The sequence below is a fragment of the Pseudoalteromonas sp. Bsw20308 genome (genome assembly GCF_000310105.2).
Lineage (GTDB): Bacteria > Pseudomonadota > Gammaproteobacteria > Enterobacterales > Alteromonadaceae > Pseudoalteromonas > Pseudoalteromonas fuliginea.
Genome location: NZ_CP013138.1, coordinates 573,503 through 589,032, shown reverse-complemented (window position 1 = coordinate 589,032; position 15,530 = coordinate 573,503). Strand labels below are relative to the sequence as shown.

The window sequence follows — 15,530 nt, the reverse complement described above, 5'->3', positions numbered from 1 at the left end:
CATCATGAAACACACAATATGCTTTGGTGAAGTACTGGTTGATTTACTTTCAAATAAATTGAGCCAAAACAACAACGAACACGAAGCGTTTACAAAGTTTGCAGGCGGCGCGCCTGCAAACGTAAGCGTTGCTATTGCAAAGCTAGGCGGTAATGCCTACTTTGCAGGAATGCTAAGCACTGATAGCTTTGGCGACTTTTTACATAATGCATTAAAAGAGCAAGGTGTAAAAACCGACTTTATGCGTTTTACCAACAAAGCAAAAACAGCCCTCGCGTTTGTATCACTCGATAACGATGGCGATCGCACGTTTGAGTTTTACCGTGATAACACCGCCGATTTGCACTTTAATAACGATGACTTTAGTCGCGAATGGTTTGAGCAATGCGATATTTTTCATATTTGCTCAAACACATTAACCAACAAAAACATCAGAAACACCACCGCTTACGGTGTTAAATTTGCAAAACAAAATAACTCAATTGTAAGCTTTGATATTAACTTGCGCCTCAATTTATGGCCAAGCGATGCCAACCCTCGCGAGCATATTTTACCGTTATTAAAAGACTGCTCAATTATTAAAGCCTCAAAAGAAGAGCTTGAATACTTAGCGGGTGAACAATCGAGCGATGAGTTTATTGCCCAAACACTTAATAACGGTTGTGAGCTATTTGTAGTTACTGATGCAAGTAACCCAATGTATTGGTTTACTAAACACGGCAAACAAATGCTTATCCCTAAAAAAGTAACTATGGTTGATGCTACCGCTGCAGGGGATGCGTTTGTAGGTGGTTTACTATACCAACTCGGTTTACATGCATTAACACCAACGAGCTTTAGTTCCCTTTGTGAAAATACTGCAAAGCTAACAACTATTTTTGAATTTGCTTCGTTATGTGGTGCCCATGCCGCATCTTACAAAGGGGCATTTAACTCCCTACCTAACCAAAAGTCTCTACACGATTTTAGGAGCAAACTATGAAAAGCACACCTGATAACTTTAAAAGCCGTGAATTTTTAACGCAGCACATTAGCGACACGTTAGCGTTTTATGAGCCAAATATTGACGATGAACACGGTGGTTTTTACCAAAACTTTTCTGATAACGGTGAGGTATTTGATAAACACACGCGCCACTTAGTAAGCTCTACTCGTTTTGTATTTAACTATGCACGCGCGTATCAAACCTTTAATGACGAAAAGTACCTTAATCGTGTTAAATCGGGGATTGAGTTTATTCGTAAGCATCACCTTGTTGAGCAAACAGGTGGCTACAACTGGTTATTAAAAGTTGAAAACGGTCAAGCAATCGTGCTTGATAACACCAATCATTGTTATGGTTTTGCATTTGTTATTTTAGCGTACAGCTGGGCATACCGCGTAGGCGTTACGCAAGCACGTAAATATCTCAACGATACATTTCAAACAATGGAAACACATTTTTGGGATGCAAAAGCCGGTTTATATAAGGATCAGCATAACAGCGACTTCACAAAATGTGATTCATACCGCGGCCAAAATGCCAACATGCATACTTGTGAAGCACTTATTGCCGCTTATGAAGCCACAAAAGACGAAATATTTTTAAACCGTGCGCTCACACTTGCCGACAACATGGTTAACCGCCAAGCTAGTTTAATGGGCGGATTAATCTGGGAGCATTACGACATAAATTGGCAGGTCGATTTAAAGTACAACAAAGACGATCCTAAAAATTTATTTCGTCCGTGGGGCTTTCAACCTGGCCATCAAACAGAGTGGTCAAAACTACTTATGTTTTTAAATAAGCATAAGCCACAAAAATGGCTTATTGAACGCGCTCAAGCCTTATTTGATAACTCAATAAATGTAGCGTGGGATAAAAAGTACGGCGGTATTTGCTACGGCTTTGCTCCTGATAAAACTATTTGCGATGACGATAAATACTTTTGGGTTCAAGCCGAAACTCTGTGTTGTGCAGCGTATCTTTATCAAGCAACAGGGGATGAAAAATATCAGCAATGGTATGACAAAATTTGGCAGTATTCGTGGCAGCATTTAGTCGATCATAAATACGGTGCTTGGTTTAGAATTTTAACCGCTGACAATAAAAAAATAGACACGATGAAAAGCCCAATAGGTAAAACTGATTACCATACAATGGGTGCCTGCTTTGATGTGCTCGAACTATTAAAGTAACTATGTAGTCATAACTTTTACAGTGTTGTGTAGACCTTTTAACCGCCAGTTTGGCGGTTTTTTTCTTAATGGGTGGCCAAAATCACTGTACCACTACAATGACATAACCATTAAAGTAGGAACTATACACTCTGTAAAAGGAGAGACTCACATGGCAACACTATTGTTAGAGAATGAAAGCTACTCAAAATTTGAATCGAGTTACTTTTTTAATGACAAAACTGGAAACTTGTTTTGTGGTGAAAGCTACCAAAGACCTAAAACCGGTTTTAGCAGAATGGAAGATAGATTCAAAACAACATATGTCGCTATGAGTCGTCCTACCCATTTACTTTGTGTAGCAATGAAAAGAGAGCGAGTAAATTGTGTGACTTGTACTGGGGCAAAGAAAGATAATTGTAAGTGGAAAGTAATATCACAAACTGATCGAACACTTTTAAATGACAAAGCTTAACTAAATTTGACAGGCAACAATAAGCTCAAAGCTGCCGTTGATATTTTTACGCTAACTTATGGTTGGCAACTAAAAGCGTTATGAACTTTTTGCCAAAGCAGTAATTATATCAGACTGTATAACTAAGTTGATTTGAAGGCTAATCTTAGTTGGTTTTGAGGTTTGATGGTTTGCATCAATAGACATAGAGAGACTAAAGCCACACCTATCCAACCAATGACTTTAAATTTTTCGCCAATAATGAAAACAGCTAAAATAGTTGCAACTAATGGCTCAATTAGGGTTATTAATGTTGCTTTACTTGCATCTATATAATTCAAGCCACAACCAAATAATAAGTATCCTAAAAACATTGGAATTATTGCCATATACAAAGATACCAAAGCATTAGTTGAGCTTGAAAATAAGTTATCACCCGTAAACCATAATGAAGGGAGTAACAATAGTGCGGCACAACCAAATAGCCCTGACATGGACGATTTTGAATGAACGCCACTTTCAATTAAACGCCTTGCTGCCCATGAATAACCTGCATAAGTTAATCCAGCAATACAACCCAAAAGAATCCCCAAACCCTGTTGATTAATACTGTAAGCAGTATTATTACTTTGGTCTCTACCTAACGTTAAAAGAGCAATACCTATCGCTCCAATGACAAAACTCAATATCCATTGCAATGATATGTTCTTTTTACTAATTAGACGTTCAAGGATTGCTGCAAAAAAAGGAGCTGTAGCTATAGAGACTACAGTACCGATGGCAACACCAGATAAACTCATTGAGGTATAAAATGCTAATGGATAAATAGCGACAGAAGCGGCACCTAATATTAATACCTTAGGTTGTTCTAGCATCACCTTATAATCTATAAGTAGCTTTTTTCGAGCTGTGATTACAAGTAAGACTCCACCTATTCCCATAGAAAATGCACCAATAGCTAGAGAGCTTACATCAGGGGAATAGCTTGCTGCGGTGCCAGTTGTTCCCCACAAAAAACTAGCAATAATAATGGCAATAACACCTTTAAAATTTTCGTGATGATTTTCCATAATGAAACCTGTTTATGATAACTTCAATACAGAAATAGTATGCTAATTATGAAAGGCGTTTTTAACAATTAAGACGCAATCGTTAACAATTCAGACTAAGTTTACTTTTTGAACTTAGTTGGTGATAGACCAAAGTATTGCGAAAACTTTCGGCTAAAGGCTGATGGCTCTTTATAACCTACTTTTTCACCGATAATTGGTAACGGATAATCGGTGTGCGTTAGTAAAGCTTGAGCTTTTTCCATCCGAAGTTTTGTTACGTACTTCATCACAGTCATACCTGTTTGTTGTTTAAATAGTTTCTTAAACTGTGTATCACTCAGGAAAGCAGACTCAGCCAAGCGTTTGATTTGAAGCTGCGATGCAATATTTTGTTCTATGAAGGATATTGCTGTACCAATGCGATTATCTACTTTTGGCAATAAAGGTTGCTCTGCAAGCAGTAAACTAAACATTTCAAACATTGCCTGCTCTAATTGAGTATTAACTTTGTTTTCTAGTTGGTTTTCGATAAAAGTTAAGTAACTTCTAAGAGATGAATTAATCGCAAAAACAATATATTGTGAAGATGAAATGTTTAGGGGTAGGTGTTCCATATCCACGACTACAAATCTAGCTTCAGTATCAGCAGTGAACAAGTGCTCTTCGTTGGCTTTAACTACAACACATTCACTAGGTGCAACTTTACCATTGAAATTACCAACACATATATTTATAACACCACGTAAGGGTAAAACCAATTGATTAAAGTGATGTGAGTGACGAGTTGGTTTTGTACTATAAGAGCGAATGGATAATAGATTTTTCATAATAATAGAAAATGTATGGCCTTACTTCATCCTGATTCTGATTATACATATTAGAGCAATGGATAATAAAGAGAAGTGTTAGTTTTTACTGGTACTTTATTTAAAAGTATCTATGACCGCTTTGGTGGCTTTTGAGACTGTCAGGCTTGGTAAAAACCTATTTACCAAAAGTGTCTATTCAGGTTTGAGCTAATGAATATCAAGCTTAGTTTGCTCAACTTTGTCTTCATTTATAATCGAATAAAGCAGTCTTTAATCTACAAATAGATGGTAACGAACCATCTATTTGTATCTATTTAGTTCTTAATAGTCTCTATTTAGATCTGAAAGTATCTGTTTTCATTCTGAACTACTAACCTAAGCGTACTGCCCACAAGCAAATCCACAGCTCCAAGCATACTGGAAATTGTAGCCCCCTAACCAACCCGTTACGTCAGTTACTTCGCCTATAAAGTATAGGCCTTTGGCTTTTTTGGCTTCAAAGGTTTTTGAGCTCAACTCGTCGGTATCTACACCGCCCAATGTTACTTCTGCTGTTCTATAGCCTTCTGTGCCATTGGGTTTAATTTGCCAAGCGTGAATGTAATTTACCAGCTCATCTATTTGGGCATGCGTAAGCTGATTAATATTACAATCTGGTATCGCTTTGCTTTCGTGCAGTATTTCTATAAAGCGTTTAGGTAAAATAGTTGCAAGGCTATTTTTTAACGACTTTTGGGCTTGCGTTTCTCGCCAATCAGCAAGTTGCTGCCTTAAATCAATTTCAGGTAATAGGTTTATAGCTACAGCCTGCCCTGCTCGCCAAAATGAGCTTATTTGCAATATTGCTGGGCCCGATAACCCTCGGTGAGTAAAGAGGATATTTTCTTTAAATACGGTGCCGTCTTCGCTTGAAACTTCACATGGAATGCTAATTCCCGAGAGCCCTTCAAAACGCTCTTTATCATGCTGATGCAAAGTAAACGGTACAAGTGCAGCCATAGTTGGTAACACGCTTAAGCCAAACTGCTCTGCAATTTTATAGCCTATTGGTGTAGCCCCTAGTTTTGGCATAGTTAAGCCACCTGATGCTATAACTAACGACTCACAGCTTAAGGTTTCTTGCTCTGTGGTAACGCTATAGCCGGTTTCGGTTTTTGATACGCTGATCACTTCATTGCGTAGCTTTATATTTACCCCTGCCCACTCACATTCGGTCAGTAAAATATCAACAATGTCTTGTGCATTGTTATCGCAAAATAGCTGGCCTAGTGTTTTATGGTGATACGCTAATCCGTGCCTGTCCACCAGCTCAATAAAGTCATGCTGTGTATAGCGACTTAAACATGATTTAACAAAATGAGCATTTGCGCATAAGTAGTTATCAGGGGTTGCGTTTTCATTTGTAAAATTACAACGCCCACCACCACTTATTAAAATTTTACGACCTGGTTTTTTGCCCATATCAAGTACTGTAACGCTTCGGCCACGGTATCCAGCTTGCGCTGCACACATTAATCCTGCAGCTCCCGCACCTATTACTATTACATCTACTTGGGTCATTTATTTATCTCGTTAAAATTTTTTTCGATTATAGCAAAGTTTAACAACAAACAGCGCGCAATCATTATCAATAATAACGCAACAAAATAAACCAGAAAAACAACCAATAATATTAACAAATCATAAAAAGCACGAAACACCTTAAAAACAACGACAAAAGTATTAAAAAATCATTAAAGTTCTTAGTTATAACCAAACAAAATACATAAAACGAAATTAATACTTTAACTTTATTAACAAATACTTTACCTTTGTTCCTACATCGTGAGCATTAATCACGAAATTACTAATAAAATCTAGGAAAAATTATGACAACAAGAAAAACTTTTCAAAAGTGCGCTATAGCTTTAACTGTAAGTACGCTTTTTTCAGCAACATCAAGTATGGCAAATCCAGCTCAAGCAATTGCTCCTTCAATGGCTGAAACCACAGCAAAACTACAAATCCAAAGCGGTTTTGAAACCCAATTCATTATTAAATATAAAAATAACAATAATGAAATAGCCACTTTTTCAACAGCGAGCGCTAGCTCATCAAATATGAAACAACGCGCTCAACGTTTTGTTAAAAACTTTTCGTCTAAAAAAGGGAAGGTAAAAGGTAAATATGTACGTGCAATGGCACTTAATAATCACCATGTTATGCGTGCAGACAAGAAACTAAATGCAGCCGAAGCGCAAGAGTTTATGCAAGACGTTATTGCTTCTGGCAATGTTGAATACATTGAAGTCGATCAAATGTTGCAACCTTTTTCGACACCTAATGATCCTCGCTTTGATGATCAATGGCATTACTACGAGCAAGCGGGTGGTCTAAACTTGCCAGCAGCATGGGATACAGCAACAGGTAGCGGCGTAGTGGTCGCGGTGCTTGATACAGGCTACCGTCCTCATGCTGATTTAAATGCAAATATTCTCCCTGGTTACGATATGATTTCTAACTTGTCGGTAGCAAATGATGGCGGTGGTCGTGATAGCGATGCTCGCGATCCTGGCGATGCAGTTGCAGCAAATGAATGTGGTTCTAACGGTGCACAAAACTCTAGCTGGCATGGTACGCATGTTGCCGGCACAGTTGCTGCTGTCACTAATAATGGTGAAGGTGTTGCTGGCGTTGCTTATAATGCAAAAGTAGTTCCTGTTCGTGTGCTTGGTAAGTGTGGTGGTTTAACATCTGACATTGCTGACGGCATTATTTGGGCATCAGGTGGAAGTGTTTCAGGTGTTCCTGCAAACTCAAACCCTGCAGATGTAATTAACATGAGTTTAGGTGGCAGCGGTTCATGTAGTTCTACAACGCAAAATGCGATTAACACAGCACGTAGCAATGGCACCGTTGTGGTTATTGCAGCTGGTAACGATAACGACAACTCAGCAAACTACAATCCAGGTAACTGTAGCGGTGTAGTAAACGTAGCATCGGTTGGGCGCAACGGCGGTCGCGCTTATTACTCAAACTACGGTAGCAATATTGATGTTGCAGCACCTGGCGGCGCACAAAGTTTTGCAAACGACTCTGAAGGCGTTCTATCAACTTATAATACAGGCTCGTCAACACCTTCAAGCGATAGCTACGGTTTTTCACAAGGTACATCTATGGCAGCTCCTCATGTTGCTGGTGTTGCAGCACTTATTAAGCAAGCCAAACCAAATGCTACGCCTGATGAAATAGAAAATATTCTAAAATCGACAACGCGTTCATTCCCAGCTTCATGTAATAACTGTGGTACTGGTATTGTAGATGCAGCAGCCGCTGTTGCTGCAGCAAGTGGCGGTACGACAACAACACCACCTGCAGCCGGTGGTGGCTCCGTAAGTGATGTAAGTGCTAATGCTGGTCAATGGAAACATTACACCCTAGATGTACCTGCCGGTATGTCTACATTTACCGTAACAACATCAGGTGGGACTGGCGATGCTGACTTATTTGTTAAATTTGGTAGCCAACCAACAGCATCAAGTTACGACTGCCGTCCATATAAAAATGGTAACGCTGAAACATGTACATTCTCAAGCCCACAAGCAGGAACATGGCATTTAAGCGTTAACGCTTACAGCACATTCTCTGGCTTAACTCTTACCGGACAATATCAGCCATAATTTATTGAAACAACTCCCTGAGAGCAAAGGTCAAGCTGAAAAGCTTGGCCTTTTTTTATTTAAAAACAATTTATAGCAACTCGGATTACGCCAATCTGCTTATATGGGTTTATTTAACGATAAGATAATTGCGCAATAACAAGGTGAAGTATGACTATAGTTGTTATCACTAATTACTCAGTGCCTTACTTTACCCCCTACATCCATACAGTCGACTATGAATCATTTTTAATACGGTGAGTAATACCAATCCGCAATAATACTTAATCAATTTGGGGGATTAAATCTGACGCTAACTGTGTTAAAAATTTCTGATATAGGACAACTAAATAACGAAATTTTTGCCTTGTTATCAACACGGTTTTCTCACCTCAAAGTAGATCACTTAATTAGGGTATGTTGTTCTTTCAAGGTTAAATTTGCAGCATTCTGTTTGGTATTTAGGCAAGGTAGAGCCTATGCAGTGTGGCTATTCCCCATAAATGGGCGATAACGTAGCATTAATGCCAAACAGGCGCTGCCCAAAGGGTTCTTCCTAGGGGCTATTTATTCTTTGTTGCCTGCATGGATGTAGGTAAGGGGCGTGAGCAGGACGCGGAAGCTTTGCTCGGTTTTTACTTATTCTTACATGGATGTAAGCCAGTAGAGTAACGCAGGAGCAGTTACCGAGCCCACTAGGTTACAAATCTCGCGCCATGATTAAATAGCCCCTAGTTTGAACAAATTTTAATCCGCAAAGATCAACAGACCCAAGAAAATTGGTATAATTAAGAAATTAAAGCTATGTAGTTAACCTGAACTCTGGATAATAAATCTATCTCAAGCAGAGTTCAGGTTAGTTAATTATTCAAACCAATATTAAATTACTTAACCACAAAAACAAAAAACCCAGCCTAGGCTGGGTTTTTACATTCTAAAAGAAGAACTAAAATTACTTAATTTTAGCTTCTTTAAAAAGAACATGTTTACGAATCTTTGGATCAAACTTTTTGATTTCCATCTTCTCAGGCATGTTACGTTTGTTTTTGTCAGTAGTGTAGAAAAAACCAGTACCGGCAGTTGAAACTAAACGGATTTTATCGCGCATGATTCAGATCCTTAAACTTTAACGCCGCGAGCACGGATTTCTGTAAGAACCGTGTCGATGCCTTTTTTATCGATAATACGCATACCTTTAGTAGTAGTGCGTAATGTTACAAAACGTTTTTCACTTTCAACCCAAAAACGGTGTGTTTGTAGGTTAGGTAGGAAACGACGTCTAGTCGCGTTTCTCGCGTGTGAACGGTGATTACCAACCGCTGGACGCTTACCTGTAACTTGACATACTTTAGACATGTCTATATATCTCCAATAACTTCGCTCGAGCTTAATTTAATCTAAGGCCGTGTATTTCTGCCCTAGAGATAAATCGAAGGGCGCTCTTTATACAGCTTTTACAGGCAAAGATCAAATACTGATCTATCCAACCAGCTCATATGTAAATTTGATAGCGGCCAATTATAAAGATCGAATGCCCTTAGGGAAAGTAAAAACTGCATTTAAATTAAACTAATTTGCCAAAACGTATTAAACAGCTCATTTTTAGCACATTTATCTATCTAAGGAGCTAAATTAGGCCTCGCTCAGCAAACGAAACACAAGTTTCACCGCCAACAATGATGTGATCGAGCACACTTATGTCGACCAATTGCAACGCTTGTTGTAATTTATTAGTGATGAGTTTATCTGCTTGGCTTGGCTCTGCAATGCCACTTGGGTGATTATGGGCAAAAATAACAGCAGCCGCATTATTCTTTAGCGCAGCCTTTACCACTTCACGCGGATAAACACTGGCAGAATTAATTGTGCCATAAAAAAGTATTTCGTCTTTAACTAAACGATTTTGACTATCGAGATATAACACCATAAACACTTCTTGCTGCAAACCACGCATTTGAATTGTCAGGTAATCGTAGACTGAATTTGGCGAATTAAATACGGCGTCTCGTTGGCAACGTTCCTGCATGTAACGTTGACTTAACTCAAGTACAGCTTGTAGCTGCACATACTTAGCAGTTCCTAACCCCTTTTGAGAGCAAAACTCTTCAATACTGGCGTTAAATAAATTATGCAGTGTTTTATTTTCATTCAATAAATGTTGAGCCAGCTCAATAACATTCATACCCGGTAACCCAGTACGTAAAAATATAGCTAGAAGCTCTGCATCACTTAATGCTTTGGCCCCTTTTTCAATGAGCTTTTCACGAGGGCGAAGCGAATTAGGTAGTGCAGTGAGTTGCATTATTCATCCTTGAGGAGCAAAAGTGTTCTATAAATGTAATGCAAAATTCAAATTTTGCCCGTTATTTTAGTATTAAAACTTAGCTCAATAAGCAAAGATTTGTTATTTTAGACACAATATTAAATAAGACTGATAAACAACCATGATCACTTTAACGAACAAAAAAATTGTACTTGGCATTAGCGGTGGTATTGCGGCTTATAAATGCGCTGAGCTAGTAAGGCGATTAAAAGATTCTGGTTGTGAAGTAAAAGTAGTCATGACTGAATCCGCTAAGCACTTTATTACACCATTGACTATGCAAGCTGTAAGCGGCGAAATTGTCTCAGATTCATTATTAGACCCTTCAGCCGAAGCTGCAATGGGCCATATTGAATTTGCAAAATGGGCTGATCTAATTTTAGTTGCTCCTGCAACGTGTAATATTATCGCCAAAATGGCCGCTGGTATTGCTGATGATTTACTAACTACGCTGCTACTGGCGACACCTGCAAAAGTAGCTGTTGCGCCAGCAATGAATCAACAAATGTATGCCCACGCAGCCACACAGGCTAACTTGGCAACGCTAAAGGCACGTAACGTACTTATTTGGGGGCCAGGCAAAGGCGAGCAAGCTTGTGGCGATGTTGGCGCAGGACGCATGCTAGAGCCACATGAACTTGTCCAGCTATGTATTACAAAAGAGCACCCACAACTGCTTGTTGGCAAAACAATTACAATAACAGCAGGTCCAACGCGAGAGCCACTCGATCCGGTGCGTTTTATATCAAATCACAGCTCAGGGAAGATGGGCTACGCACTTGCAGAAGCGGCTTTATTACTTGGCGCAAAGGTTAACTTAATTTCAGGCCCTGTAACTATAAAAGCCCCTACTGGCGCAAATCTTATTAATATAGAAAGCGCTGAGCAGTTATTAACTGAATCACTTGCTTACGCGCCACAATCAGATGCTTTTATTGGCTGTGCTGCTGTTGCAGATTACCGAGCTGCAAATATTGCGACTCAAAAAATGAAAAAGCAAGGCGACGAACTCACACTGACTTTAACTAAAAACCCTGACGTAATTGCTGCTGTTGCTAATCTTAAGCAAAACCGCCCTTATACAGTAGGGTTTGCCGCTGAAACACAAAACGTAGAAAACTACGCTAAAGGTAAACTAAAAAACAAAAACCTAGATATGATTTGCGCTAATGACGTGTCAAAAAGTGGCTTAGGGTTTAATTCCGATCATAATGCTTTAACACTGTACTGGCATAATGAACAACTAGAATTACCACCAACAAGTAAAACAGAAATAGCCCGCAATGTGATCGAACAGCTGGCCAAACATCTATAAAAAGGCTGGAAACAAACTGAATAAAACATTAACATACGCCATTCATTTGAACAAAAAATGACTAGGGTTCTTAACTGCGCCACTAAGAATAACTAATAAAAAGGAATGTTCATGCCTGCGACAAAAAGAAGTAATCGCAAAGAGCAAATACTGCAAGCACTCGCACAAATGCTAGAAACCAGCCCTGGGCAACGAATCACTACAGCTAAGCTAGCTGCTGAGGTAGGTGTATCTGAAGCTGCGCTATATCGCCACTTTCCGAGCAAAGCACGTATGTTTGAGGGCTTAATTGAGTTTATTGAAGATACTCTTTTATCGCGCATTAACCTTATTTTAGAAAACGAAAAAGAAAGCCAAGCACGTATATATAATATTTTATTGCTGCTACTCACATTTGCTGAAAAAAACCCAGGCATTACACGTATTCTAACTGGCGATGCTCTGCAAGGTGAACAAGAGCGATTACGTGAGCGTGTACAAAGTTTTTTTGAAAAACTAGAAACTCAGTTTAAACAAGTACTTCGTGAGAGAAAGCTTCGTGAGGGTAAAAACTTTCAAAGTGATGAGCTTACGCTTGCAAACTTTTTACTTGCTTACGTTGAAGGAAAAATGAATCAGTTTGTACGTAGCGACTTTAAAGTTAAACCAAGTACTCAATTTGAAAAACAATGGCTTGAGCTACAAAAAATTTGGCTGTAATGTTTGCTAAATTAATAAATTAAATACGATAAAACGACCTACGGGTCGTTTTATCGTATATAGCTGCCATTTATCTGATCCGCTCGAATTATGAACCAAACTCGTTACAATGAAACAATGTCATAATACGAGAATCAATAATGAAAACAAAACTCACCTTATTAAGCACGGCACTCATTGCCAGCTTAACTAGCACCGGCATACACGCCAAAGAATCGCTACAATTTAAAGACGTATTTAGTTTTAAATCAGCTAAAAGCACGCAACTATCTGACAATGGCCAAGTACTCACTTTTAGTGCAACGCCGTATCGTGGAAATGCAACTGGCCAAGTTTACTCACTACAAAGCAATGCACTCATCGCAGAAGTAGAACGCGGTACAAAGCCTCATATTAATAAGGCCGCTAACTGGGTCGCTTTTACACAAGTACCTACCTTACTTGAAAAAGAAACAACCAAAAAAAAAGACACACTTAAAAACAATCTGGTACTCGTAAACACACAATCAGGTGCCCAACAAAGCTTTGCTGATATAAAAGATTACACGTTATCTGATGATGGTATGTGGCTTGCTTATCGTTTAAATAAAAAAGACGATGACGCAAAAGTAGAAGATAAATCCGATAGCACTAAAAACGAAGAAGACAACGCTATCACGCCCGATAAAAAAGATAAGAGCTATCCACTTGTTATCGTAAATTTATCTGATAAACGCAGCCATACAATAGAAAACGTATTTAGCTACGCTATTAACTCAGCTAACAGCCAGCTATTAGTGAGTCAAAGTTACAGCGACGGTAATAACAACCAAATAGCGTTAATTGAGCTAAGTGACTTTAATAGCAGTGCATTAATTGATGAACCGGGCGTAATCGCAAATAAAATAGCGTGGCACCCAACTGACAATATTGCAGCATTTACATTGGGTAACTATGTAAATGATGACACACGCCGTCGAAACTACAGTTTACAGCTATATAAAAACGATCAACTTTCAACAATAGATTCACCCGACAAAGTGTGGGCTTTAGGCAAAACGGCCTCACTTAAATGGTCAGAAAATGGCGAGCGTTTATATTTTGAAAACCATCCAAAATTAGCAGCTAAAGTAAAAGCCAAAGAATATACCGACGAAGCCTCATTGTACGACTTTGATACCATACGTGAACATAAAGGTTTAGATGTATGGCACAACAACGATGCACAAATAAAACCGCGTGAAGAACAGCAATGGAACAAAGTTAACAAAAATCGCCATTACAGCGCCGTGTATCACGTTAACTCGCAAAAAGTGGTACAGCTCAGTACAACTGATATGCCAGAGCTTTCACTTAATACAGAGCGTGCTACATCGTTGCTTGGCTCGTCAAATATTCCCTACCTAGAAAAAATAATGTACGGCGGTTTTTTTGCTGATTACTTTGCAGTAAATATAAATACCGGTAAACAAACTCCAATTATTAGCAACTACCCGTTTAGACCGAGCCTTGCCCCTAATGGTGAGTTTGCAGCTTATTTTAGCGACAGCCAAATACAGCTAAAAGATTTAAAAAATAATAAAGTAACGCCGCTTACAAAAGCGATTCAGGCAACCTTTGCTGATGATAAACACGACTACCCGTCTACTCAGCCTGGTTATGGTTTTGCTGGCTGGATGACCGATAGCAGCCAAATACTTGCTTACAGTAAATACGATATTTGGGCGTTTGACGTAAAAACGCAGCAAGCTAAACGCCTAACTAATGGTAAGCAAAGCAATACGCAGTACCGTGTTATTAAGCTTGATAAAACCCAAGTGGGCTTTAAAAAAGACGATACATTACTTGTCTCTGCTATTAATTTACAAACTAAACAAAGCGAAGTTGCAAAACTCGACTTAACCACTAATACAATAACTAACGTGCTTAGCGGTAATAAACGCTTTGATATGGTTAAAAAAGCCAAAAAGGCTGACAAGTACTTATTTACCTCGCAAACTTATAGCCAATTTCCTGATTACTACCAAACAGACTTTAGCTTTAGTGCACCAAAACAAGTGACCACTCTAAACCCACAAATTAGTAATTTTGCATGGGGCGAAAAGCCAGAACTAATAAGTTATAAAGGCTTTGATGGCGAAGACTTACAAGGCGTACTAATAAAACCTGCGGGATATAAAAAAGGCGATAAAGTACCTGTAGTTGTGTATTTTTACCGTTACATGAGCCAGCGTATGTTTGATTTTCCAAAAATGGAATTAAACCATCGCCCTAATTTTCCTATGTTTACCTCAAACGGTTATGCGGTATTTTTACCTGATATTCGTTTTGAAATAGGTCACCCGGGTAAATCGTCAATGCAAACCATGATAAACGCCACCCAAAAATTAATAGATTTAGGTATAGTTGATAAAAACAAAATTGGCTTACAAGGGCACTCATGGGCAGGTTATCAAAGTGCGTTTATGATAACCCAAACAGATATGTTCAAAGCGGTTGTATCAGGTGCACCAGTATCAAACATGACCAGTGCTTATAGCGGCATTCGATTAAAATCGGGTCTTGCTCGTCAATTCCAATACGAAACAGGGCAAAGCCGTATAGGTAAAAACTTATTTGAAGCCCCTGAACTTTACATAGAAAATTCACCTGTATTTTTTGCAGACAAAGTGAATACGCCTATTTTGATAATGTCTGGTGATAAAGATGATGCCGTACCTTGGCATGAAAGCGTGCAGTATTATTTAGCACTTCGTCGTGCAGGAAAGAACGCCACCTTCTTGCAGTACGAAGGCGAACCGCATCATTTGAAAAAGTTTCCTAATCAGGTCGACTTTTCAGTGCGTATGATGCAGTATTTTGATCATTACTTAAAAGGTAAACCTGCTGCTAAATGGATGGTTGAAGGTGAGGCCTTTATTAAAGAGTAGTACCAATCTACATAGAGTTAAATAGACCTCATATCTAAACAGGTTGGTATAATACCAACCTGTTTAAATCTTTGATCAATTTAACGAATTAAATTGCACTATAACGTCGTTAAAAATTTTTATTTAGAACACTAGATACAAAAATTTTTGCCTAGTTCTAGCGTAATTTTCTTA

The 15,530-nt window shown here is 38.7% G+C and carries 13 protein-coding genes; 7 read left to right on the top strand and 6 right to left on the bottom strand.

Features of this window, described 5'->3' with window-relative positions:
• Positions 1 to 4 precede the first annotated feature (4 nt).
• From D172_RS02495 to D172_RS02485, 3 genes are all read left to right on the top strand, one after another.
• A complete protein-coding gene (locus D172_RS02495; RefSeq protein ID WP_007378621.1) occupies positions 5 to 982 on the top strand; it encodes a carbohydrate kinase family protein in 978 nt (325 codons plus the stop codon).
• Complete coding sequence (locus D172_RS02490; RefSeq protein ID WP_007378620.1) at positions 979 to 2,178, top strand: AGE family epimerase/isomerase; 1,200 nt, start codon at positions 979 to 981, stop codon at positions 2,176 to 2,178. The genes D172_RS02495 and D172_RS02490 overlap by 4 nt, the downstream gene beginning before the upstream one ends.
• A gap of 151 nt (positions 2,179 to 2,329) precedes the next feature.
• Positions 2,330 to 2,632 carry a hypothetical protein gene (locus D172_RS02485; protein WP_033023840.1) on the top strand — a complete coding sequence of 101 codons (303 nt, stop codon included), beginning with the start codon at positions 2,330 to 2,332 and terminating at the stop codon, positions 2,630 to 2,632.
• 122 nt (positions 2,633 to 2,754) lie between these two features.
• On the opposite strand, the gene D172_RS02480 is transcribed toward D172_RS02485, so the two are convergent.
• The 3 genes from D172_RS02480 to D172_RS02470 form a co-directional block, all read right to left on the bottom strand.
• Entirely contained in the window at positions 2,755 to 3,681 is a 927-nt protein-coding gene (locus D172_RS02480) for a DMT family transporter (protein WP_007378619.1), read from the bottom strand.
• Between the two features lie 101 nt (positions 3,682 to 3,782).
• Positions 3,783 to 4,490, bottom strand: a complete 708-nt coding sequence (locus D172_RS02475) for a helix-turn-helix domain-containing protein (protein WP_007378618.1) — start codon at positions 4,488 to 4,490, stop codon at positions 3,783 to 3,785.
• A 357-nt stretch (positions 4,491 to 4,847) separates the two neighbouring features.
• Complete coding sequence (locus D172_RS02470; RefSeq protein WP_007378617.1) at positions 4,848 to 6,032, bottom strand: NAD(P)/FAD-dependent oxidoreductase; 1,185 nt, start codon at positions 6,030 to 6,032, stop codon at positions 4,848 to 4,850.
• A gap of 308 nt (positions 6,033 to 6,340) precedes the next feature.
• On the opposite strand from D172_RS02470, the gene D172_RS02465 reads away from it, so the two are divergent.
• The gene (locus D172_RS02465) at positions 6,341 to 8,131 is read left to right on the top strand and encodes a S8 family peptidase (protein ID WP_007378616.1); all 1,791 of its coding nucleotides are present in this window, start codon (positions 6,341 to 6,343) and stop codon (positions 8,129 to 8,131) included.
• 931 nt (positions 8,132 to 9,062) lie between these two features.
• Here the strand turns inward: D172_RS02465 and rpmG are convergent.
• The 3 genes from rpmG to radC form a co-directional block, all read right to left on the bottom strand.
• A complete protein-coding gene (gene rpmG, locus D172_RS02460; RefSeq protein WP_004335545.1) occupies positions 9,063 to 9,218 on the bottom strand; it encodes a 50S ribosomal protein L33 in 156 nt (51 codons plus the stop codon).
• Between the two features lie 11 nt (positions 9,219 to 9,229).
• Positions 9,230 to 9,466 carry a 50S ribosomal protein L28 gene (gene rpmB, locus D172_RS02455; RefSeq protein ID WP_004335549.1) on the bottom strand — a complete coding sequence of 79 codons (237 nt, stop codon included), beginning with the start codon at positions 9,464 to 9,466 and terminating at the stop codon, positions 9,230 to 9,232.
• A gap of 271 nt (positions 9,467 to 9,737) precedes the next feature.
• Complete coding sequence (radC, locus tag D172_RS02450) at positions 9,738 to 10,412, bottom strand: RadC family protein (protein ID WP_007378615.1); 675 nt, start codon at positions 10,410 to 10,412, stop codon at positions 9,738 to 9,740.
• A 142-nt stretch (positions 10,413 to 10,554) separates the two neighbouring features.
• Between radC and coaBC the strand changes: the two genes are divergently transcribed.
• From coaBC to D172_RS02435, 3 genes are all read left to right on the top strand, one after another.
• Positions 10,555 to 11,748: a bifunctional phosphopantothenoylcysteine decarboxylase/phosphopantothenate--cysteine ligase CoaBC gene (gene coaBC, locus D172_RS02445; protein ID WP_007378614.1), complete on the top strand. Its 1,194-nt coding sequence runs from the start codon at positions 10,555 to 10,557 to the stop codon at positions 11,746 to 11,748.
• Between the two features lie 111 nt (positions 11,749 to 11,859).
• On the top strand, positions 11,860 to 12,447 hold the full coding sequence (gene slmA / locus D172_RS02440) for a nucleoid occlusion factor SlmA (RefSeq protein WP_007378613.1): 588 nt from the start codon (positions 11,860 to 11,862) through the stop codon (positions 12,445 to 12,447).
• A gap of 140 nt (positions 12,448 to 12,587) precedes the next feature.
• Positions 12,588 to 15,356 (top strand): prolyl oligopeptidase family serine peptidase, encoded by a 2,769-nt coding sequence (locus D172_RS02435; RefSeq protein WP_007378612.1) that lies wholly within the window; start codon positions 12,588 to 12,590, stop codon positions 15,354 to 15,356.
• Positions 15,357 to 15,530: the final 174 nt, after the last annotated feature.

Excerpts from the sequence above, each read along its gene's own strand:
- D172_RS02475 (WP_007378618.1), bottom strand. The coding sequence starts at position 4,490 with ATGAAAAATCTATTATCCATTCGCTCTTATAGTACAAAACCAACTCGT.
- D172_RS02490 (WP_007378620.1), top strand. The coding sequence starts at position 979 with ATGAAAAGCACACCTGATAACTTTAAAAGCCGTGAATTTTTAACGCAG.
- radC (WP_007378615.1), bottom strand. The coding sequence starts at position 10,412 with ATGCAACTCACTGCACTACCTAATTCGCTTCGCCCTCGTGAAAAGCTC.
- D172_RS02485 (WP_033023840.1), top strand. The coding sequence starts at position 2,330 with ATGGCAACACTATTGTTAGAGAATGAAAGCTACTCAAAATTTGAATCG.
- rpmB (WP_004335549.1), bottom strand. The coding sequence starts at position 9,466 with ATGTCTAAAGTATGTCAAGTTACAGGTAAGCGTCCAGCGGTTGGTAAT.
- slmA (WP_007378613.1), top strand. The coding sequence starts at position 11,860 with ATGCCTGCGACAAAAAGAAGTAATCGCAAAGAGCAAATACTGCAAGCA.
- rpmG (WP_004335545.1), bottom strand. The coding sequence starts at position 9,218 with ATGCGCGATAAAATCCGTTTAGTTTCAACTGCCGGTACTGGTTTTTTC.
- D172_RS02480 (WP_007378619.1), bottom strand. The coding sequence starts at position 3,681 with ATGGAAAATCATCACGAAAATTTTAAAGGTGTTATTGCCATTATTATT.
- D172_RS02435 (WP_007378612.1), top strand. The coding sequence starts at position 12,588 with ATGAAAACAAAACTCACCTTATTAAGCACGGCACTCATTGCCAGCTTA.
- D172_RS02495 (WP_007378621.1), top strand. The coding sequence starts at position 5 with ATGAAACACACAATATGCTTTGGTGAAGTACTGGTTGATTTACTTTCA.
- D172_RS02470 (WP_007378617.1), bottom strand. The coding sequence starts at position 6,032 with ATGACCCAAGTAGATGTAATAGTAATAGGTGCGGGAGCTGCAGGATTA.
- coaBC (WP_007378614.1), top strand. The coding sequence starts at position 10,555 with ATGATCACTTTAACGAACAAAAAAATTGTACTTGGCATTAGCGGTGGT.
- D172_RS02465 (WP_007378616.1), top strand. The coding sequence starts at position 6,341 with ATGACAACAAGAAAAACTTTTCAAAAGTGCGCTATAGCTTTAACTGTA.